General features: G+C 69.1%; 16 protein-coding genes and 2 pseudogenes. 7 read left to right on the top strand and 11 right to left on the bottom strand.

Annotated elements, in window-relative coordinates:
* Positions 1 to 4: 4 nt before the first annotated feature.
* Positions 5 to 916 (bottom strand): ABC transporter ATP-binding protein, encoded by a 912-nt coding sequence (locus LDO26_RS16070; RefSeq protein WP_232132111.1) that lies wholly within the window; start codon positions 914 to 916, stop codon positions 5 to 7.
* Positions 917 to 1,110: 194 nt separating this feature from the next.
* On the opposite strand from LDO26_RS16070, the gene LDO26_RS16065 reads away from it, so the two are divergent.
* Both LDO26_RS16065 and LDO26_RS16060 read left to right on the top strand, forming a co-directional pair.
* Complete coding sequence (locus LDO26_RS16065; protein ID WP_232132110.1) at positions 1,111 to 3,216, top strand: M13 family metallopeptidase; 2,106 nt, start codon at positions 1,111 to 1,113, stop codon at positions 3,214 to 3,216.
* 318 nt (positions 3,217 to 3,534) lie between these two features.
* Positions 3,535 to 5,553 carry a M13 family metallopeptidase gene (locus LDO26_RS16060; RefSeq protein ID WP_232132109.1) on the top strand — a complete coding sequence of 673 codons (2,019 nt, stop codon included), beginning with the start codon at positions 3,535 to 3,537 and terminating at the stop codon, positions 5,551 to 5,553.
* Positions 5,554 to 5,820: 267 nt separating this feature from the next.
* Here LDO26_RS16060 and LDO26_RS16055 read toward each other — a convergent pair whose 3' ends face one another.
* From LDO26_RS16055 to LDO26_RS16035, 5 genes are all read right to left on the bottom strand, one after another.
* A complete protein-coding gene (locus LDO26_RS16055) occupies positions 5,821 to 6,465 on the bottom strand; it encodes a rhomboid family intramembrane serine protease (RefSeq protein ID WP_232132108.1) in 645 nt (214 codons plus the stop codon).
* 62 nt (positions 6,466 to 6,527) lie between these two features.
* Positions 6,528 to 6,896, bottom strand: a complete 369-nt coding sequence (locus LDO26_RS16050; protein ID WP_232132107.1) for an MGMT family protein — start codon at positions 6,894 to 6,896, stop codon at positions 6,528 to 6,530.
* A 16-nt stretch (positions 6,897 to 6,912) separates the two neighbouring features.
* Entirely contained in the window at positions 6,913 to 7,131 is a 219-nt protein-coding gene (locus tag LDO26_RS16045) for a hypothetical protein (protein WP_232132106.1), read from the bottom strand.
* 66 nt (positions 7,132 to 7,197) lie between these two features.
* Complete coding sequence (locus LDO26_RS16040) at positions 7,198 to 8,325, bottom strand: inorganic phosphate transporter (RefSeq protein WP_232132105.1); 1,128 nt, start codon at positions 8,323 to 8,325, stop codon at positions 7,198 to 7,200.
* Between the two features lie 13 nt (positions 8,326 to 8,338).
* Entirely contained in the window at positions 8,339 to 8,965 is a 627-nt protein-coding gene (locus LDO26_RS16035; protein WP_232132104.1) for a DUF47 domain-containing protein, read from the bottom strand.
* A gap of 265 nt (positions 8,966 to 9,230) precedes the next feature.
* Here LDO26_RS16035 and LDO26_RS16030 point away from each other — a divergent pair, with 265 nt between their 5' ends.
* A complete protein-coding gene (locus LDO26_RS16030; protein ID WP_232132103.1) occupies positions 9,231 to 10,538 on the top strand; it encodes a hemolysin family protein in 1,308 nt (435 codons plus the stop codon).
* Entirely contained in the window at positions 10,522 to 11,172 is a 651-nt protein-coding gene (locus tag LDO26_RS16025; protein WP_232132102.1) for an exopolysaccharide biosynthesis protein, read from the top strand. Before LDO26_RS16030 ends, LDO26_RS16025 begins: the two co-directional genes overlap by 17 nt.
* A 24-nt stretch (positions 11,173 to 11,196) precedes the next feature.
* On the opposite strand, the pseudogene LDO26_RS18345 reads toward LDO26_RS16025, so the two are convergent.
* The 4 genes and pseudogenes from LDO26_RS18345 to LDO26_RS16010 all read right to left on the bottom strand — a co-directional run.
* Positions 11,197 to 11,940: pseudogene (locus LDO26_RS18345) on the bottom strand (putative bifunctional diguanylate cyclase/phosphodiesterase); the annotation flags it as partial.
* Positions 11,941 to 12,015: 75 nt separating this feature from the next.
* A pseudogene (locus LDO26_RS18340) lies at positions 12,016 to 12,699 on the bottom strand (diguanylate cyclase domain-containing protein); the annotation flags it as partial.
* A 626-nt stretch (positions 12,700 to 13,325) separates the two neighbouring features.
* Positions 13,326 to 14,219: a phosphate/phosphite/phosphonate ABC transporter substrate-binding protein gene (locus LDO26_RS16015; protein ID WP_435594112.1), complete on the bottom strand. Its 894-nt coding sequence runs from the start codon at positions 14,217 to 14,219 to the stop codon at positions 13,326 to 13,328.
* 124 nt (positions 14,220 to 14,343) lie between these two features.
* Positions 14,344 to 15,129 carry an RNA methyltransferase gene (locus tag LDO26_RS16010; RefSeq protein ID WP_232132099.1) on the bottom strand — a complete coding sequence of 262 codons (786 nt, stop codon included), beginning with the start codon at positions 15,127 to 15,129 and terminating at the stop codon, positions 14,344 to 14,346.
* Positions 15,130 to 15,229: 100 nt separating this feature from the next.
* Between LDO26_RS16010 and LDO26_RS16005 the strand changes: the two genes are divergently transcribed.
* Positions 15,230 to 16,060 (top strand): inositol monophosphatase family protein, encoded by an 831-nt coding sequence (locus tag LDO26_RS16005; protein ID WP_232132098.1) that lies wholly within the window; start codon positions 15,230 to 15,232, stop codon positions 16,058 to 16,060.
* Positions 16,061 to 16,576: 516 nt separating this feature from the next.
* Here LDO26_RS16005 and LDO26_RS16000 read toward each other — a convergent pair.
* A complete protein-coding gene (locus LDO26_RS16000) occupies positions 16,577 to 17,647 on the bottom strand; it encodes an OmpA family protein (protein ID WP_232132097.1) in 1,071 nt (356 codons plus the stop codon).
* Positions 17,648 to 18,218: 571 nt separating this feature from the next.
* On the opposite strand from LDO26_RS16000, the gene LDO26_RS15995 reads away from it, so the two are divergent.
* Complete coding sequence (locus LDO26_RS15995) at positions 18,219 to 19,238, top strand: zinc-binding alcohol dehydrogenase family protein (RefSeq protein ID WP_232132096.1); 1,020 nt, start codon at positions 18,219 to 18,221, stop codon at positions 19,236 to 19,238.
* Positions 19,239 to 19,519: 281 nt separating this feature from the next.
* Positions 19,520 to 21,568 (top strand): NADPH-dependent 2,4-dienoyl-CoA reductase, encoded by a 2,049-nt coding sequence (locus LDO26_RS15990; RefSeq protein ID WP_232132095.1) that lies wholly within the window; start codon positions 19,520 to 19,522, stop codon positions 21,566 to 21,568.
* Positions 21,569 to 21,759: the final 191 nt, after the last annotated feature.

The following is a 21,759-nucleotide window of genomic DNA, read 5'->3' as shown; positions in this document are numbered from 1 at the left end:
CCGGTCAGGCGGCTTGCGCGGAGGCGGCCTGCTGCCGCGCCTGCAGGCGCAACCGCTGGAAGTACACGTCCTCCAGGTCCGGCGCGATCTGCTCGAACCCTGCTTCCGGCCGTTCCGCGCTGAACACGTGGATCACCGGACGGCCGGCGACCAGGCGCGTCGACAGCACCGTGTGCGCCGCCTCGTAGCCGGGCAGTGTCTCCTTGGTCACCTGCTTGCGCCAGACCTGCTGCGACAGCGCGGCGATGGCATCGGCGGGACGGCCGGTCAGCAGCACCTGCCCGCGGTTCATGATCGCCATCGTCGGGCACAGGTCGGTCACGTCCTCGACGATGTGCGTCGACAGGATCACCACCACGTCCTCGCCGATGGCGGCCAGCAGGTTGAGGAAGCGGTTGCGCTCCTCGGGGTCGAGCCCCGCGGTCGGCTCGTCGACGATGACCAGCCGCGGATTGCCGAGCAGCGCCTGGGCGATGCCGAAGCGCTGGCGCATGCCGCCGGAGAACGTGCCGAGCTTGCGCTTGCGTGCATCCCACAGGTTCACCTGTTGCAGCAGCCCGTCGACGACCTCGCGTCTCTGCCTGCGCGCGGTCAGCCCCTTGAGCACCGCGAAATGCTCGAGCAGGTCGAGCGCGCTGACCTTGGGGTACACGCCGAAATCCTGCGGCAGGTAGCCGAGCTGGCGACGCACCGCGTCCTTGTCGCGCAGCACGTCGATCCGGCCGTCGTTTCCATCCAGGGTCGCGCTGCCGGCATCGGCCGACTGCAGCGTCGCCAGCGTGCGCATCAACGAGGACTTGCCGGCCCCGTTGGGACCGAGCAGCCCGAACATGCCGCGCGGAATGTCGAGCGTCACGCCGTCGAGCGCGCGCACGCCGTTGGAGTAGGTCTTGCTCAAGTCCCGGATCGCAAGCATCGCAGATTCCCCATCTCGTCAGGCGCAGGCCCCATCCTGACCGAAACTTGAACGGGCCCGCATGGGTCGAACGTCACGTCGGCCCGAGCCGTCCGCATGACCTTCGACACCCCCGTCATCCGGCGGTCCGGGCGTAGAGTGTGGGCACACCGGGCGCGCGCCGTCCGGCGCTTTTCCTTTTCCGGAGTCCTGCCGTGACCGCTACACCGAATCGCCTGTTCCTGACCTGCGCCGTCGTGCTCGCGCTGTCCGCCTGTGGCGGATCCGCCACGCCCGATGCCACCACGGCGGCAACGCCCCAGGACGCGGACGCCGCGCCGGCGCTGACGCTCGACGAGAGCACGCTGCCGCCCTACAACCGCTTCCTGATCGACGACCTGGACGCCGCCGGCAACGCCTGCGTCGACTTCGCCGGCTACGTCAACGGCAAGTGGCTGGCCGCCAACCCGATCCCCGGCGACCGCACCTCGTGGGGCGCGTTCGAAATGCTCGACGAGCGCTCCACCGCCGTGCAGCACCAGCTCGCGCAGCAGGCGGCCGACGACGCCAATGCCACCGGCGTGGAAAAGCTGGTCGGCGATTTCTGGGCCACCGGCATGGACGAGGCGGCGATCAACGCGCAGGGCATCGCGCCGCTGCAGCCGGAACTCGAGCGCATCGACGCCCTGACCGATACCGCCTCGATCGTCGCCTGGCTGCGCGAGACCGCCGCCAAGGGCCAGGGCTTCCTGTGGGGCATCGGCGCGATGCCGGACTTCAAGGACTCGTCGGTCAACATCGCCGCCACCGGCCAGGGTGGCCTCGGCCTGCCCGACACCACCTACTACACCGCCGCCGACAAGGCCGACATCCGCGAGGCCTACGTCGCGCACATCGCCAAGGTGCTGGAACTGTCGGGCACGCCGGCCGACCAGGCCCGCGCGCAGGCTGCCGACGTGCTGGCGTTCGAGACCCGCATCGCGAAGGCCTCGAAGTCGCGCGAGGAGTTTTCCCGCGACGTCGGGCTGTACTACAACCCGATCGCGACCGCCGAGGCCGACAGGCTGACGCCGAACTTCCCGTGGACCGCATTCTTCGAATCGCAGGGCATCGCGGTGCCGGCGACGTTCTCGCTGTCGGTACCCTCGTTCCACCAGGAGGTCGACGCGATGCTGATCGACGTACCGGTCGAGCAGTGGAAGAGCTACCTGCGCTTCCATGTCGTCGACGGCGCCTCGCCGTACCTGTCGGATGCGTTCGCGCAGCAGAACTACGACTTCTACAACCGCATCCTCAGCGGCCAGCAGGAAATCGAACCGCGCTGGAAGCGGGTGCTCGGCACCATCGACAGCGAGGTCGGCCAGGCGATGGGCCAGCTGTACGTGCAGGTCGCGTTCCCGCCGGAGTCGAAGGCGAAGATGGAAGCGCTGATCGCGAACCTCAGCGACGCGCTGAAGGTCCGCATCGAGAACCTGGAATGGATGAGCGCCGAGACCAAGCAGAAGGCGCTGGAGAAGTGGGACACGTTCGAGCCGCGCGTCGGCTACCCCGACAAGTGGCGCGACTGGACCGGGCTTGCGACTAGCCGCGACAGCTACCTGGGCAACGTGCTGGCCGCGACCGAGTTCAACTACAAGTGGGACATCGGCAAGATCGGCGAGCCGGTCGACAAGTCCGAATGGGGCATGCGCCCGCAGACCGTCAACGCCTCGTACAACCCGCTGGCCAACCAGCTGACGTTCCCGGCCGCGATCCTGCAGCCGCCGTTCTTCGACCCCGACGCCAGCGACGAGATCAACTACGGCGGCATCGGCGCGGTCATCGGCCACGAGATGACTCACGGCTACGACGACCAGGGCGCGCGCTTCGGACCGACCGGCAACATGGAGGACTGGTGGACGCCGGAGGATTTCGCCGGCTTCAAGGCGCGCACCGGCAAGCTGGTGCAGCAGTTCGACGACTATCAGCTGCCCGACGGTCGCCACCTCAACGGCAACCACACGCTGGGCGAGAACATCGCCGACCTCGGCGGCCTGGCGACCGCCTACGACGCGATGCGCAAGGCCGCCGGCGACACGCCCGACCCGATGACCGACGGCCTGAGCCGCGACCAGCGGTTCTTCCTCAGCTGGGCCACGGTGTGGCGCCGCAACTTCACCCCCGAGGAACTGACCAAGCGCCTGGCCACCGACGAGCATGCGCTTGCCGAGTTCCGGGCGATCGGTGCACCGTCGAACCTGCCGGCCTTCGCCGCCGCGTTCCAGTGCAAGGACGGCGACCCGATGGTCCGCAGCGGCGAGCGCCAGGTCGTGATCTGGTAGGCGCAACGCGCAATCGAGCGATGCGACAGGGCCCGGCGCAATGCCGGGCCCTTCCTTTTTGGGGGTGCTTCGCAGATTCCCGGGCAGCCGCGACGCAGGTCGGGGCAACGCCCCCGACGCCGGAATTTCCGCCATGCCGGACAGGCGGGTCGTACGGCACCTCGCAAACCCGGCCGCCGCGCGCGTCGGCCCCGTGGGGCCGACCTGCAGGATCCGGGCGGTGCCTTCCCCGGCCAGGGTGCCTGGACGCCCCGGCACCCGGTTTCGCGCCGCCCGCGCTTGCTAGACTTGCGCGATTCCCGACGCACGGATTCCGCGATGCCGATCCATCAAACGCTTGCCCGCCCCGCCCTGCTTGCCGCCTCGATCGCCCTGCTGGTGGGCCTGAGTTCCGATGCCGATGCCCAGCGCCGCGCCGCGCCGAAGGGACCGCCGCCGGTGACCGCCTGCAGCGACTTCTACAGCTTCGTCAACAAGGACTGGCTGGCCGCCAATATCGTCGTCGCCGGCGACGGCACCCGCTCGGCGTTCGCCGAGCTGCAGGCGCTGGCCCTGCAGCAGCAACGCGACCTGCTCGACGAGGCGATGAACGCGCCGCAGAACGACATCCAGAAGCTGCTCGGCGATTTCTGGGCCAGTGGCCTGGACGAGGCCGCGGTCGAGGCCGACGGCGCCCGTCCGATCGCACCGCTGCTGTCGCGCATCGATGGCATCCGCCGTTCGCGCGACATCGCCCCGGCGATCGCCGCGCTGCACCAGGTCGGCATCCCGGTGGTGTTCCAGTTCGGCGCCGAGATCGATCCGGCCAACCTCGAGCACCACCTCGGCTACTTCGTGCAGGGCGGCCTGGGCATGCCCGACCCGGCCTACTACACGCGCGGCGATGCGGAAACGCGCGAGCTGATGACCCAGTACGCACAGTACGTGCGCAACATCCTCACCCTTGCCGGCACGCCGGAGGCACGCCTGGAGGCGGACACCGCGCTGGTGCTGGACCTGGAGACGCGCATCGCCAACGCTTCGCAGTCGCTGGCGGAGATGCGCGATCCGCGCACCCAGTACAACGTGGTGGAGACCGCCGGTTTCGCCAGGCAGTTCCGCCGCCTGCAGCTGGCCGATTTCCTCAAGGCGCAGGGCGTCGACGCGGCCACGGTGTCGATGGGCAACCCGGCGCTGTTCACGGAACTCGACACCCTGGTCAACTCGCTCAAGCCCGAGCAGTGGAAGGCCTACCTGCGCTTCCACATTGGCAACGCGATGGCGCCGTACCTGTCGAAGAGCTTCCGCGACGCCGAATTCGAGTTCCAGGGCCGCATCCTGCGCGGGGAAACCGCGCAGCAGCCGCGCCAGGTGCAGGTGCTGGGCGCGATCAACCGCGCCGCCGGCCCGATGGTCTCGCGCGAGTACGTGGCCCGCTACCTGCCCGGCCCGACCCGCGGCCGCGCGACGATGATCGCCCACCACGTGCGCGACGCGCTGGCCCGCGGCATCGACCGCAACAGCTGGATGAGCGAGACCGCCAAGCTCGAGGCAAAGGACAAGCTGGCCCGCACCCGGATCGAGATCGGCGCGCCCGAACGCGACATCGACTTCACCGTGCAGCCGATGGGCCGCGGCAGCTTCGGCAGCAACATGCTGATCGCCTCGACCTGGCACCACCGCGAGGAAATGAAGCGCATCGGCCAGGCCAACGCCGGCCGCCGCTGGGACGTGCTGCCGCAGACCCCGGCCCTGGCCTACGACCTGGCGCAGAACCGGCTGATCGTCTCGGCCGCGGTGCTGCAGGCGCCGGTGCTGGACATGGGCGTCGACGGCGCCGGCCACTACGGCGCCTACGGCGCCCTGGTCGGCCGCGAACTCAGCCGCGCGGTCGACATCCACGGCAAGCTGGTCGACCGCACCGAGATGGTCCGCACGTGGTGGACGCCGGCCGACGATGCCGCCTGGCTGACGACGACCGACCGGCTGGTGCCGCAGTACAACGCCTATCCGTATCCGGGCCTGAGCGGCACCTTCGTCAACGGCGCCCAGACCCGCGACGAGAACGCGGCCGATCTCGGCGGCGTGGAACTGGCCTGGGACGCATTCGTGCAGGCCAATCCGGAGGCGCAGGCATCGGGCAAGGAAGCGTTCTTCCGCAGCTGGGCGCAGCTGTGGCGCCAGCAGTCCTCGGTCGATACCGCGATGCACGCCGCCGCCACCAGCATCCAGGCACCGGGGCAGTGGCGCGCCAACGGCCCGCTGTCCAACCAGCCGGCGTTCCTCGAGACCTTCAGCTGCAAGGCCGCCGATGCCATGACCCGCAAGGCCGACGACCAGATCCGGATCTGGCGCTGAGAAGCAGGGGCCGGGGACCGGGGAGCCGCGGCTTTCCCGGTTCTTCGCCGCTGACAGGGAACGACGGCTGCCCCGATCTTGTAGGTCGGCCCCACGCGGCCGACGTGTGCGGCGGCCGGGTTCGCAAGGTGTCGGTGGACCCGCCTACCCGGCCTGGCCGGAAATCCGGTGTCGGGGGCGTTGCTCCGACTTACGTCGCAACTGCCCGGAATTCGGCGAAGAACCTTTTCCTGGCCTCTGACCTCTGATCCCTGACCCCGGCTTCACTCACAACCGCCGTACGTGCCCGCCGCGGCGCTTGAACGGCGGCCGCCCGCGCCAGTGCTGGATCAGCAACCAGCCGAACAGCATGCCGCCCAGGTGCGCGAAATGGGCCACGCCCGAACGGGTTCCGCTGATGCCCAGCACCAGTTCGACCAGGCCGTAGACGATCACCAGGGTGCGTGCGCGCATCGGGATCGGCGGGAACAGCAGCATCAGCCGCTGGTTGGGGAACAGCATGCCGTAGGCCAGCAGCAGGCCGAACACGCCGCCTGACGCGCCCAGCGTCGGATACGGGCGTCCGCCCTGGGCCAGCGCCCAGCTCACCACGCCGAGCTGGCACAGGCCGGCGCCGACCACGCACACCAGGTAGAAGGTCAGGAAGCGCTTCGGCCCCCACGTGTATTCCAGCTGCGGGCCGAACAGCAGCAGTGCCAGCATGTTGAAGATCAGGTGCGCCGGGCTGCCGTGCAGGAAGCCGTAGGTCAGCAACTGCCACGGCATGAACGCAAGGCCGCCCGCCTCCGCGCCGCCGACCGGCCACAGCATGAACGGATAGAAAGGCGCGTTGCTGGTCAGCAACTGCAGGACGAAGACCACGCCGTTGATGATCAGCAGCGTCTTCGCGACGGGCGACAGGTTGGTGAACATCCGGACTCCTGGGCAGTGCCGCACATGATACCGGCGCGCCATCCGCGCCATGTCGTCGTCGATCAGGATGCTGCGTCCGGCGGCCCCCACAGCGCGAGGTCGAGCGGCGTCTCCGCCGCCGGCATGCGTACCCGCCCGCGCGTCACCACCACGCCCTCGGCCCGCAGTCGCCGCACCTGTTCCCGGAACCCGGCCGTGTCCGGCGCGAACGCGATGCGGCCGTCGCTGCGCAGCACGCGGTGCCACGGCAGCGCCGGATCGGCGTTGTGACGCAGCACCCACGCCACCAGCCGCGCGCGCCCAGGCAATCCCGCGCGGCGTGCGATGTGGCCGTAACCGGCGACGCTGCCGGCGGGCAGCGCGCGGATCGCGTCGAGGATGCGGGTGCGGGAGGCGTCGCCGCCGTCTTCATCGCCCCTGTACGAGGTCATAGCGTCGCCAACGGACTCAGGTGCGCGCGAAGGCGCGCATGGCATGCACGATCCGGCCGATGACGTAGAGCACGAGTCCGCTGAAAAAGCTACCCATCGCCAGCCAAAGAAGCAGCTGTCGCGCATTGAAATCCGCAGGCCGTGCCATGAACACCACGGCCCCGCAGCCCAGTCCGAGCAGGATCAGGACCAGTCCGCACTTGAGATAGATATTGGTCAAACCGAGTCGGGACACGGGCACATCCGCATGCAGGTGTCCGTCGACTCTAGCAGACGGCAGGCAGGCGCGAGCCGCGGGACGTCACACCCAGCCGAAATGATGGAACGCGCGGTACAGCCCATAGGCGATGCCGCCCGACATCGGGATCGTCAGGATCCATGCCCAGACCATCTTGTTGACCACCGACCACTTGATCGCGTTCAGGCGCTTGGCCGTGCCCACGCCCATGATCGCCGACGAGATGTTGTGCGTCGTCGATACCGGGATGCCCAGCGACGACGCCGCCAGGATCACCGAGGCGGCGCTGGTCTCCGCGGCGAAGCCGTGGATCGGATGCAGCTTGACCAGCTTGTGGCCCAGCGTCTTGATGATCCGCCAGCCGCCGGCCGCGGTGCCGGCCGCCATCACCATCGCGCAGGTGATCTTGATCCACAGGTCGATGTCGCCCTGCGCCAGCGCCGCGTCGGAAGGGTGCAGGAACCCGAGCCAGCCGGGCAGGTTGTCGAGCGTGCCGACGCTCTGCGCGCTGACCAGGGTCAGCGCGACGATGCCCATGGTCTTCTGCGCATCGTTCATGCCGTGCGCGAACCCCATGCCGGCGGCGCTGACGATCTGCGCCTTGCCGAAGAAGCCATTGACCCAGCGCGGTCGCGCCAGCCGCGCGAGCACGCCGCCGGCGCGCGCCATCATCGAGATCGCGAAGAACAGCACGCCCATCATCAGGAAGCCCGCGGCGAAGCCCAGCACAGGCGAGCTGACCATGGGGATGATCACCTTCCACAGCAGGCCGGCGCTGCGCCAGACGGGCTCGGCCGGCTCCGACCAGATGATCGCGTGCCAGTTGTCGTGCGCCGCCGCCAGCGCGGCGCCGACCAGGCCACCGATCAGCGCGTGCGACGACGACGACGGCAGCCCGAACCACCAGGTGATCAGGTTCCAGACGATGCCGCCAAGCAGCGCGCACAGGATCAACTGCGAACCGACGTCGACGACGCCGGCGTCGATCAGGCCCGAGGAGATGGTCTTGGCGACCGCGGTGCCCATCAGCGCGCCGATCAGGTTCATCGACGCGGCCAGGCCGACGGCCTGCATCGGCGACAGTACCTTGGTCGCGACCACGGTCGCGATCGAATTGGCGGTGTCGTGGAAGCCGTTGATGTATTCGAACACCAGCGCGGTTGCGACCACGATCAGCACGAGGGTCAGCATCGGAGGCGGCCCGTCAGGAGTTCTTCAGCACGATCTCGAAGGCGACCACGCCGGCCTCGCGGCAGCGGTCGATGGCCTTCTCCAGGATCTCGAAGAACTCCTTGAGCAGGAACATCTGCAGCGGATCGAGCTTGCCCGAGTAGATGTCGCGGTAGAGCTCGAGCATCAGCCGGTCGGCCTCGTTCTCCAGCGCGCGCAACTCGTCGTTGAGCGCCTTCATCGGCTCGAGCTTCATGGTCTTGATCTGCCGGACCATCTTCACCACCACGCCCGAGGCCTGCTCGAGCATCGCCGCGCGCGGCGCGAAGTCGATGTGCTCCAGGTGCTGGGTGGCCAGCGCGTAGCGGTCGGCGAACTTCTCGATCTGCTTGGGGATCTTGTACAGCGCCGACCCCAGGGCCTCGATGTCCTCGCGCTCGATCGGGGTGATGAAGCTGTCGACCAGCGCCTGGCTGATCTTGTCCGAGGCCTCGCGCTCGCGCAGGCGCGCCAGCTTGAAGGCGTCCAGCGCCGGCTGCCGGTCGGCCTCCCGCAGCATGGCGTGCAGCGCCTGGGCGCTGTCGTGCGCGGCGACGGCCGCGTCCTCCAGCAGCGTGTAGAACTGGTTGCCTTGGCCGAAGATCGTTTGCAGGGAGAACATGCCGCCGCCTTGATTCCATGCCCCAGCGGGGGGCTGGGCGCTTGCACGAAGCGCGAATTATGACGGTTCGGTTACAGTTCCGGCCAGTCCCACCCTCCGCGCCGCCTGCGCCCGGCCCCTGCTATAGTCCGGGCCGCGCCCCAACGCGCTGCCAATCCCCCATGGACGACGACCCTAGACTTTCCCCGGCCCGCGCGACCTGCCCGCGGCGCCCCGCCCTCTCCGCTCCGACCGGACCGGCGCCCCCCGGCCGCCTGGCCCGCTGATGCTCGAGTTCCTGATCGTCCTGGTGCTGATCGCCTGCAACGCGTTCTTCGCGCTGTCGGAGATGTCGGTGGTGACCTCGCGCAAGCCGCGGCTCAAGCAGCAGGCGCAGGCCAGCGCCGGCGCCCGCCGCGCGCTCGAGCTGGCCGAATATCCCGAACGCTTCCTGTCGACCGTGCAGGTCGGCATCACCCTGGTGGGCATCCTGACCGGCATGTTCGGCGGCGATGCGATCGGCATGCTGATCGGCAACTGGCTGGTCGGGCACGCACCGTTCCTCGGCCGGCACGCGATGACCGTCGGCCTGGTGCTGGCGGTGGGCCTCATCACCTTCCTGACCATCGTGCTGGGCGAACTGCTGCCCAAGCGCCTGGCGCTGCTCGCGCCGGAACGGGTGGCGGGCACGATCGCGCTGCCGATGCAGATCCTGTCGCGGATCGCGACCCCGGTGGTCTGGCTGCTGAGCAGCAGCACCCGCGGCCTGCTGCGGCTGCTGCGGCTGCACGAGACCGAGGCCTCGCAGGTCACCGAGGAAGAGATCCGCATGCTCGTCAGCGAAAGCCACGAGCAGGGCGTCATCGACGCCGACGAACGCAACATGGTGAACCGCGTGCTGACACTCGGCGACCGCGACGCGGAAAGCCTGATGACGCCGCGCAAGCGCATCGCCTGGCTCGACATGGCTGCCAGCTTCGAGGACAACCTCGCCGAGATGCGCGCCACGCCCTATTCGCGCTATCCGGTCTACCGCGGCAGCGACGCCGACGTCGTCGGCGTGCTGGAGATCAAGTCGCTGATCGACCGCCTCGACGCGCGCGAGTTCGACCTGTTCAAGTACCTGCGCGAACCGCTGTTCGTGTCCGAGTCGACGCCGGCGATGAAACTGCTGGAGATCCTGCGCGAGGCCCAGCAGTCACTGGCGCTGGTGGTCGACGAATACGGCGACATCACCGGCATGGTCACCGTCAACGACGTCATGGAGGCGGTGATCGGCCGTACCCAGAGCAGCGACGCGAGTCCGCTGGTGGTGATGCGCGAGGACGGTTCGATGCTGGTCGACGGCAGCCTGACCACGGACAACCTGCGCGAGCTGCTCGGCGGCGGTCCGCTGCCCGGCGAGGACGAGCATATCTTCCATACCGCCGCAGGCATGACGATCGCCCGTTTCGGCCGCATCCCCAACGTTTCCGAGCATTTCGACTGGCACGGCTGGCGGTTCGAGATCGTCGACCTCGACGGCCCGCGCGTCGACAAGCTGCTGCTGCAGCGCGTGGCGTCCGACGAGACGGACGATGACCACGGACGATGAGGCTTCCGGCCCGCACGGGGCCGGACGCAGGGAGGCCAGCACCCGCGAGCTGCTCGCGGCGATGGCGTCCGGCGATCCCGGCGACCCGCTGCGGTTCCGCGACCTGTTGACCGGCCTGGGCCGGCGCGCCTTCGGCATGATGCTGTTCGTCGCCACGCTGCCGGCGTTCATCCCGGTGCCGGGCGTCGGCGGCGCCATCGGCGGCCCGCTCGTGGTGCTGGTCGGCGTGCAGCTGCTGATCGGACTGCGCAGGCCATGGCTGCCGCGCCTCCTCGGCGAGCGTGGCCCGCACCGCAGCGCGCTGCAGCGCTTCGAGATCCGCCTCGAGCCCTGGTTCCGGCGCCTGGAGCGGGTCAGCCGGCCACGCATGCAGGCGCTGCTCGACGGCCGGCTGGCGACCATGTGCACCGGCCTGCTGCTGGTGCTGCTGGGGGTATTGCTGGCGCTGCCGATCCCGTTCACCAACTACGTGTTCGGTGCCCTGCTGCTGGCCTTCGCGCTGGCGCTGCTGGAACGCGACGGCGCGCTGATGTTGATCGCCTGGGGCGGTGGCAGCGTGGCGATCGCCTTCTTCGGCATCCTCAGCGGCGCCCTGGCGACCGCCGCGACCGAATGGCTGGGGCGGCTGTTCTGAGCGGTCGCCGTGGCCGCGCCGGCCTCAGCGCAGCAGCCTGCCGAATTCCTCGGCCGACATCGGATAGCCCAGCCAGTAACCCTGGGCGAGGTCGCAGCCGCGGTCGCGCAGGATCTGGAACTGGCCCTCCTTCTCCACGCCCTCGGCGACGACGGTGATGCCGATCGAATGCGCCATCTGGATGATCGCCGTGGTCAGCGCCAGGTCGTCGGGGTCGCGCAGCACGTCGGCGACGAAACTGCGGTCGATCTTGACCCCGTCCACCGGCACCTCGCGCAGGTGGCTCAGGCCGGAGAAGCCGGTACCGAAGTCGTCGAGCCAGATCTTCACGCCCAGCGCGCGCAACGCGGTCAGCACCTGGCCCACCCGCCGCTCGTCGCCGATGATCGCGGTCTCGGTCAGCTCGACATGCAGATGCCGCGGATCCAGTCCGCAGGCGCGCAGCGCCGTCTCCACGCCGTCGGCGAACCCCGCGCCGCGCAACTGCCGCGGCGACACGTTGACCGACACGAACAGCCCCGCCCAGCGCTGCGAATCCTGCTGCCAGGCGCGCGTCTGCACACAGGCGGCATGCAGCACCTGCGGCCCGATCACGTCGATCAGCCCGCTTTCCTCCGCCACCTCGATGAACACCGGTGGCGCGATCACCCCCAGTTCGGGATGCTGCCAGCGCAGCAGCGCCTCGACGCCGACCAATACGCTGTCCTCCATGCGGAACACAGGCTGGTAGGCCAGGCTCAGTTCGCCGCGATCCCAGGCGCCGCGCAGGTCGTGCTCCATGCGCACCCGCCGCTCCATCGCCTGGTCCATCGCCAGGCTGTAGAAACGGTGGCAGTTCTTGCCCGACAACTTCGCCTGGTACATCGCGATGTCGCCGTTCTTGAGCAGCATCGCCGCGGTCAGCGCGTCGTTGGGGAACAGCGTGATGCCGATCGAGATGCCCAGGAACACCTGCCGGCCCTGCACCAGGATCGGGCGTGCCGCGACCTCGGTCAGGCGCGCAGCCAGCGTACTGGCCAGTGCGCCGAGGTCGTCGGTGGCCGCCTCCGGCAACTGGACCAGCACGACGAACTCGTCGCCGCCGAAGCGGGCGACCAGCGTATCGCCGTGCCCGCTCTCCTCCACGGTGGTGATGATGCGCTGGGTGAACTGCACCAGCGCCTCGTCGCCGGCGTCGTGGCCGAGGGTGTCGTTGACGCGTTTGAAATCGTCGATGTCGGCGAACAGCAGCGCCAGGCGACCGGCGGCACCCTGCATCTCCAGCAGCCGCTGGTCGAGGCTCTCGCGCAGCGCCCGCCGGTTGGCTAGTCCGGTCAGGGGGTCGGCATAGGCCATGCGGCGGATGTCGCGGTCGTGGCGCGCGATGCTGTCACGCATGCGGTCGAACGCCCGCATCAGCTCGCCGATCTCGTCGGCGCGGCCATCGACCGGAATCCGCGCCGCATAGTTGCCGGCCTCGATCTGCTGCGCCGCCGTCGCCAGTTGGCGCACCGGACGCACCAGCCGCCGCTGCAGCCACAGCGCCATCACCAGCACCAACGCGATGAAAGCCGCCAGCAGCAGCGCGACCGAAGTCAGATGCCGCTCGTGGATCAGGCCCAGGCGCTCTTGCATGGCGGCGACCACACCGGCCTCGTCGGCACGCGCGGCCGCCAGCGAATAGCCGATGCGCACCCCGCCCAGTCGCTCGTCGCCCATCAGGATTGGCATCGAGACGTCCAGATGGCCCTGGTCGCCCTGGACATGCATGCCGGTCGCGGCGATGGCGGCCTCGGCGAACGGGCCATCCATCCGCTGCCCGTAGACCACGATCTCCCGACTGCCATCGTGGACGATGTTGCCGTCGACGTCGTAGACCAGCACGTAACTGACGTCGGGTTGCCGCAGCACATTGCCGATGATCGTGCCGATCGCCTCGAGGTCGAAGTAGTACAGCGGATTGGCCAGGGTATCGGCGACCTGCACCGAGATCGCCTCGCCGCGCGAGAGCAGCCGCTGCGAGGCAAGCGCATGCATCGACTGCCGGCTCAGGGTCACGATTTCCCGCTGCATGCGCTGCTGCTGCCACAACAGCAGCGCCGAGACCAGGATCACCATCGACAACATCACCGCGCCCAGCGCGAGAAAGGTCAGCTGCAGTCCGGGACGCAGTTTCATTCGATGTCCCTGACCACGCGCAGGGCACCGCCTCGCAGTTGCTCCAGGTCGCGACGGACCCCGGCATCGATCGGCAGGAAACCGGTGGTGCCGAAGAAACGCCGCAGCGGCTCACGCGCGTCCGGATCGTCGCTCGCCTGCAGCAGTACCTCGCGCAGGCGCGCGGCCACCCGCCGGTCCAGGTCTCCGCGCACCATCTCGAGCGCGCGGGGGAAGTCCGGCGTCTCGTGGAAGACGACGAAGTCGCGCTTGAATGCCGCCGGCACGCGATGCGGATCGGCCCAGTCGAGATCGCTCATCGTGCCGGCGTCGATCAGCCGCTTGTGCACCCAGGACGCGGTATTGAGTTCGGAACGCGCGAACAGATAGCCGACCGACCCCGCGGCGGGCTGGTCGGTCGGCGACAGCAGGATCTCCAGCGGCAGGCCCAGCGCGAGCAGTTCCGCGGCCGGCACGAAGTAGGCGCTGGTCGACTGCCGGTTCTGGAACGCGATGCTGCGTCCGCGCAGGTCTTCCAGCGAGGCGATGCCGCTGTCGCGACGGGCGAAGTAGATCGTGTGGTAGCGGCTGACGCCGTTGCGCTCGGTCAGCACCAGCGGAGTCGCGCCGGCGCGGGATTCGAGCAGCGTCGCACCGCTCGCCGTCTCGGTGACCCAGTCGACCCGGCCGCGCCGCAGATAGCTCTGCATCTGCTGGGCGTCGCGCGCCATCAGGATGCGGCCTTCGGTGATGCCGACATCGCCCATCCGTGCGACCACGAAATCGAGCAGCGGCTTGAGCTGTTCGTAGTGCGCCTTCGGATCGTCGCTGATCCGGCCCAGCACCAGCACGTGGCGCTGGTCCGGGGCACCGCCCGCCCGCGCCACCGGCTGCAGGAGAACGCACACCAACAGGACGGCCAGGACTCCGATCAGGCGACCAGGGATGTGCGGGAAACACGCGGTCACGAAGCGGTCCGGGCCTGGAATCAAACGGCGAGCCTAGCCGAAACTCGGGCCACGCGACAGCACCCCCTCATGCACGCCCCGCGTCGCGCGCCAGCCGGGCCATGCGCTGGGCATCGGCCAGGATGCCGCGCAGCAGGCGGATCTCCTTTTCGTCCAGTCCGGTACGCACGAACAGCCGTCGCAGCTTGCGCATCGCCGACGCCGGTGCCCGCCCCTTGTGGAAGTCGATCGCCTCCAGCGTGTCGGCGAGCTGGGCGAAGAAGCCCTCCAGTGCGGCGTGCGGCACCGCGCCCGCCGGCAAGGCCGCGGCATGTACAGGCATCTCACCACCTGCGCCCAGCAACGCAAGCCGCAGCTCGTAGCTGAGCACCTGCACCGCCGCGGCGAGGTTCAGCGAGCTGTAGTCGGGATTGGCGGGGATGTGCACCGCCGCATGGCACAGCTGCAGTTCGGCATTGTCCAGGCCGGTCCGCTCGCGACCGAACACCAGCGCAACCTCGCCGCCGGCGACCGCCTCGGCATGCGCCATCGCCGCGGCATCGCGCGGGCGCAGCTCGCGCAGTTGCACGCGTCGGCTGCGCGCGGTGCAGCCAAGCACCAAGCGACAGTCTGCGACCGCCTCGGCCAGCGTATCCACGCGCAGGGCCGAAGCCAGCACGTCGTCCGCGCCGGCCGCCATCGCATCGGCGTCCGCATGCGGGAACTTCTGCGGCGCCACCAGCACCAGCCGGCGCAGCCCCATCGTCTTCAGTGCCCGCGCGGCCGAGCCGATGTTGCCTGGGTGCTGTGTGCCGACCAGCACGATGCGGACGTGGTCGGCGGCCTCTGTGGCGATGTCCGGAGGGGCGTTCATGGGCGCATGCATGGCGCGAATGGTAAACTGCGTGGCCAGCCCAAGCGCTGGCAACGCTCTTTTCCCCCTCTGATTCCGACTGCGCCCGGAGCCGTCCGCGATGCAACAACCTGCTGTCAACATCATGATCAAGGCGGCACGCGCGGGCGGCAACGTCCTGCTGCGGCACATGCACCGCCTCGATGCGCTCAACGTGGTCGAGAAGGAGCGGCTGGACTACGCCAGCGAAGTCGATGGGCTGGCCGAGGAAGCGATCATCAAGGAACTGCGCCGGGCCCATCCGGACTATGCGGTCCTCGGCGAGGAAGGCGGCGCCAAGCCCGGCCGCGGCGGTGGCACCCGCTACACCTGGGTCATCGATCCGCTCGACGGCACCAGCAACTATCTGCGCGGCTTTCCGCACTGGTGCGTGTCGATCGCGCTGGTCGAAGGCGGCGAACCGCTGCACGGGGTGATCTTCGACCCGCTGCGCAACGAATTGTTCACCGCGACCCGCGGTGCCGGCGCCCAGCTCAACGAGCGCCGCATCCGCGTCGCCGAGCGCAAGGACCTGTCCGGCGCGGTCATCGGCACCGGCTTCGCGCCGCGCGAGCGCAAGCGTGTCGGCGCCCAGCTGCGCTGCATCGAGGCATTGCTGGAAACGGCCGAGGACGTGCGCCGCACCGGCTCGGCCGCGCTCGATCTGGCCTACGTGGCCGCGGGCCGCAGCGACGGCTATTTCGAAGCCGGCGTGCATCCCTGGGACATCGCCGCGGGCGCGCTGCTGGTGCGCGAGGCCGGCGGCCGCCTGTGCGACTTCAAGGGCGCGGCGACCGGACCGATGAATGTCGCGCCCGCCGGCGGGCGCCAGCTGGTCGCGGCCAACATCAAGCTGATCGAACCACTGCAGAAGACCATCGTCGCCTCTGGCTACGCCAAAGCCTTCGACTGATCAGCGCGGTCGCATTCTCTCGGAATGAAATGACCGGCCATTCGGCCGTTGAACACGGAACCGTGGAACGGATGCCGGCGATGGAACCGATACGGGAATCCGGAAGGCACGAAATGGTGCCGCAACTGCGGCCTGCTGCGGCCGCCACACCAGGCGTGGCCGTCGCCGGAAAGATCGTTTAGCGGCGCCTGAAAGACCCAGTCAGCGCAAGGCGGGGCACGAGGGGCGCCTGCAGGCATGCCTGTCGTCCCGAGATGCAGCGGCCTGCCTTCATCTGCAGGCGCCAGAGCGCCGGGCCGATTCCTCTCGCTGGGCTGCCCGGGACCACGAGCTGCAGACGGTTTGACGGAAGATCCGCCCGTACCCGTCGCTTTTTCGCAACGAGCTTTTGCTACGCGACAGCTCCCGCGTCGGGGGCGTTGCCCCGACCTACGAGGAATCCCGGGAGCACTTGGGAAGCGCCAAAGAAAAGCCCGGCGCGAGGCCGGGCTTTCCTGTGTTGCTGCTGGACCCAGATCAGTTCTGGACGTTCAGCTCGGTACGGCGGTTGCGCGCACGGCCTTCCGGGTTGTCCGAACCGTCGGCGTTGGTGTTCGGCGCGATCGGACGGCTCTCGCCGTAACCCACCGGACCCACCAGGCGGCTGGCATCGATGCCATTGCTGGTCAGGTAGTCGTACACAGCCTTGGCGCGACGCTCCGACAGGGCCTGGTTGTACTGCTCGGTGCCCTTCGAGTCGGTGTGACCAGCGACTTCGACGCGCAGCTCGGGATAGCGGCGCAGGATCTCGACAGCCTCGTTCAGGATCGCCACCGCGTCAGGACGCAGCGTCGAGCGGTCGAAGTCGAAGTTGACGCCGTTCAGATCGATCGTGATCGGAGCCGGTGCCGGAGCCGGTGCCGGAGCCGGCGGCGGCGGCGGCGGAGCCGGCGGTGCCGGCGGGGTCGGCGGCGGGCCAAGCGGAATCACGACGCCAACCGAAGCGACGATGTCGCTGAAGTAGCTCTCTTCCTGGTTGTGCGGATAGCCCGCCCAGTCCTGCGATCCGGTGGCGGCGACGCTGTTGTCGTCGAAATCGGCGCGATAGGCGACTTCGGCACGCACGGCGACGCGCTTGTCGAAGGTCGTCTGCAGACCGGCACCGACCTTGGCCGCCAGGTTGCCATCCTTGCGCTTGCCCGGCGAGTCCGGGCTCGGGAACGCGTCGAACTCTTCTTCCGCACGCTGGTAGCCGACACCGAACAGCACATAGGGGTTCCAGCCGCGGCCTTCGGAGATGAAGTGACGACGGAAGTCGAAGGAGATGCCGTACTGGCTCCAGTTCAGGTCACGATTGGCGCCGTCGACGCTGCTGTCGAAGCCCGGGTTCTGATAGTTCAGCTCGGCGTCGATCGACCATTCAGGGCTGACAAACTTACCGAAACCAATGGCACCAAACGGAGTGTCATCGGTACGACGATCCTCGTCCTGGAAGTTGTAGCCAACCGAACCGGTGAGGTACCAGCGGTCGTCGAACTCCTGCGCACTGGCGGTGTGCGCCAGGCCCAGGCCGCCGAGCAGCGCGGCGCAGAGGAGTTTCTTGTTCATATTTGTTCAGCTCCTTGAAAAGGGGGAATGCGTCGGGGCATCAAATGAGGCGTTGAACGCACACGCCTTGGACATAGCCTAAAGTCAGGACTGTGAAGGCGTTGTTAACGCTAACATAACGGTTTGGGGCTGCCAACAGGACCGACACTCCTCCGTTCATCCCGCCTTGGGAAATGCGAGGAACTTATCAAGCCTGCCGCGGCGCGATCATAACAGCGCGCACGGACACACAAGTGAAACACTGGGATCGGCCCGACAGGACACGCCTGCGGATACGCAACAGTCATTGCCGGCCTTTCCTTGCCCACGGTCGCCACCGCGTGCCCTACGGGGTCGTGACGGCGCCTCCGCTGTTCCCGGATGACGCATCCCCGGATGGCGGACGAAGGCAGGCGGCGCACAGCTCGCCATCCCCGCGGGTCCGGTCTGCGGGTGCAGAACAACACCCGGTCGGAATACCTGCCGATGCGGGGAATCTGGCGAGCACGCCCGCCCCCCACTACCCTTGGCAGATTCGGCGATTCGCCGCGACCGCAGCCCCGGCGCCGTCCCCCCATCCCGAGGAATCCGCATGAAAGCCGTTGCCCTGACCCGCTACCTGCCCATCGACGATCCGCAATCGCTGTTCGATACCGAATTGCCGGTGCCCGCCCCCGGCCCGCACGATCTGCGCGTGCGTATCGAGGCGGTATCGGTGAATCCGGTCGATACCAAGTTGCGTTCGCCGAAGCCGCAGCAGGAAACGACGCCCCGGGTCCTGGGCTATGACGCGGCCGGCGTCGTGGATGCGGTCGGCAGCGAGGTCGACGGCTTCGCGGTCGGCGACGCGGTCTGCTACGCCGGCGACGTCACCCGTCCCGGCAGCAACGCGCAGTTCCAGCTGGTCGACGCGCGCCTGGTCGCGCGCAAGCCGGACACGCTCGATTTCACCCAGGCCGCGGCCCTGCCGCTGACCGCGATCACCGCGTGGGAGCTGCTGTTCGAGCGCATGCCGTTTTCGTTCGACGGTGGCGGAACCGGCAGGTCGTTGCTGGTCATCGCCGGCGCCGGCGGCGTGGGATCGATCGCGATCCAGCTGGCGAAGCTCGCCGGCTTCACGGTGATCGCGACCGCGTCGCGCACGGAGACGATCGCCTGGTGCCGCGGGATGGGCGCCGACCACGTGATCGACCACCGGGCCGAACTTGCGCCGCAACTCGAGACGCTGGGCTTCGACAGCATCGACGCTGCCATCAACCTCGCCGACACCGACCGCTACTGGGAGCCACTCGGCGAACTGCTGGCACCGCAGGGCCACGTCGGCCTGATCGTCGAGCCTTCGGGCACGCTGAAGATCGGCGACCCCTACAAGGCCAAATGCATCGGCATCCACTGGGAAATGATGTTCACGCGCCCGCGCTTCCGCACCGCGGACATGGGCGAGCAGGGCCGGATCCTCGCCCGGGTCGCCGCGCTGGTGGACGCCGGCAGGCTGCGCGGCACCCTGCACGACGTCCTGTCGCCGATCGATGCCGCCAACCTGCGCGAAGCGCATCGGCGGCTGGAATCGGGACGCACGATCGGCAAGCTGGTCGTCGCCGGCTGGGACTGATCCATCCCGAACCGCATCACGCAGCCCGCCGCGCTGGAATGCGACGCGCCCGTCCGGTGCCTATGGCCGGGCGCGTCGCCGGACCGGCCGCCCCCCTCCGCGGAAAGCCCCGCCAATGCCCGCGCTCCAACGTTCCGGGACGCCGATGGGATCCCGGGCACCGGCGCCGCGCGCCCCCTGATGCGGGATGGTGCCCGCAGGCACGCCGGCGCATGTCGGCGGTTGCCAGCCCCGGGATTTCCCGGCACGCTGCGCCATCCATACGCCAGCGTATCCATGCCATGACGCCAGCCACCGGCCAGCCCGTCGACACCGCATCGCCCTATCCGCACCTGTTCGCCCCGCTCGACCTCGGCTTCACCACGTTGCGCAACCGGATCCTGATGGGCTCGATGCACACCGGGCTGGAGGACCGCGCGCGCGACTTCCCGAAACTGGCGGCCTACTTCGCCGAGCGCGCCGCCGGCGGCGTCGGCCTGATCGTCACCGGCGGCTTCTCGCCGAACATCGAGGGTTGGCTCAAGCCGTTCGGCGGCACCCTGTCGTGGGGCTGGCAGGCACGCCGCCACCGCCAGGTCACCGATGCGGTACACGCGCACGGCGCGAAGATCTGCGCGCAGTTGCTGCATGCCGGGCGCTACGCCTACCACCCGCTGTCGGTCGCCCCGTCGAAGCTGAAGGCACCGATCAATCCGTTCACGCCACGCGCGCTGTCGGGCCGCGGCGTGGAACGCACCATCGCGGCCTACGCGCGGGCCGCGGCGCTGGCCCGCGACGGCGGCTACGACGGTGTCGAGGTCATGGGCAGCGAGGGCTACCTGATCAACGAGTTCGCCAGCGCGCGCACCAACCGGCGCAGCGACCGCTGGGGCGGATCGCTGGCGCACCGGATGCGCTTCGCGACCGAGATCGTGCAGCGCATCCGCGCCGCGACCGGGCCGGACTTCGTCGTCATCTATCGCCTGTCGATGCTGGAACTCGTCCCCGACGGCTCGGACTGGCAGGACATCGTCGCCCAGGCGAAGGCCATCGAGGCCGCGGGCGCGACGATCCTCAATACCGGCATCGGCTGGCACGAGGCGCGCATCCCGACGATCGCGACCTCGGTCCCGCGCGCCGCGTTCGCCGGCGTCACCGCGAAACTGCGCCCGCACGTGTCGCTGCCGCTGGTCGCCACCAACCGCATCAACACGCCCGAGGTCGCCGAGACGGTGCTGGCCTCCGGCGGCGCCGACATGGTGTCGATGGCGCGGCCGCTGCTGGCCGACCCGCAATGGCCCGCCAAGGCGCGCGCGAACCGCGGCGAGACCATCAACACCTGCATCGCCTGCAACCAGGCCTGCCTCGACCATGTGTTCCAGAACCGCACCGCGAGCTGTCTGGTCAATCCCCGCGCCTGTGCAGAAAGCGAATTGCACTACCTGCCGGTCGCGGCACCGAAACGCATCGCGGTGGTCGGTGCCGGCCCCGCGGGCCTGGCCTGCGCGACGATCGCCGCGCAGCGCGGGCATGCGGTGACCCTGTTCGAGGGCGCCGACGAGATCGGCGGCCAGTTCAATCTGGCCAAGCGGATCCCGGGCAAGGAGGAATTCCACGAGACCCTGCGCTATTTCCGCCATCGCATCGCCGAGACCGGCGTCGACCTGCGGCTGTCGACGGTCGCGAACGTGGAGATGCTGCTGGCGTTCGACGAGGTGGTACTGGCGACCGGCGTCGAACCGCGCGCGGTCGATTTCCCCGACCACGACCATCCGAAGGTCGTCGGCTACCTCGACGTGCTGCAGGGACGTGTGGTGCCGGGGCGACGCGTCGCGATCATCGGCGCCGGCGGCATCGGCTTCGACGTCGGCGAATTCCTGGTCGAATCCGGCCCGTCGCCCAGCCTCGATCCGCAGGCCTGGATGCGCGAGTGGGGCGTCGATCCCACGTTCGAATCGGCCGGCGGCCTGACCGCGCCGGCGCCCACGCCACCGGCGCGCGAGCTGTGGCTGCTGCAGCGCAGTGCCGGCAAGCCCGGCGCCCGGCTGGGCAAGACCACCGGCTGGATCCACCGCAGCACGCTCAAGCACAAGGGCGTCCACATGCTCGGCGGCGTGCGCTACCTCGGTGTCGACGACGCCGGCCTGCGCATCGCCGCCGATGGCAGCGAGCAGCTGTTGCCGGTCGACCATGTTGTCGTCTGCGCCGGCCAGGAGCCGCGCCGCGACCTGCAGGCAGGCCTGCAGGCCGGCAACCGCGTCGTGCACCTGGTCGGTGGCGCGGACGTCGCCGCCGAACTCGATGCCAAACGCGCAATCGACCAGGCCAGCCGGCTCGCCGCACGGCTGTAGGCACGGGCGTAGGGCGGGTCTTGACCCGCCAATCCGGGAACCGCGCGCAGGACTTGGCGAATCAAGACCCGCCCTTGTGTCTTGGAGTCAGCCCTGATCAGGCAGACTCTCCCGGTGATCCGGGAGGTTCCGACGATGCCGTACCCGCCCTGAAGCCATCGAGCTTGTTGCGTAGATTCGGCACGTCGGAA

The sequence above is a fragment of the Proluteimonas luteida genome (assembly GCF_021191695.1).
GTDB classification, from domain to species: Bacteria; Pseudomonadota; Gammaproteobacteria; order Xanthomonadales; family Xanthomonadaceae; genus Luteimonas; species Luteimonas luteida.
This window is presented reverse-complemented; position numbering and strand designations above follow the sequence as displayed.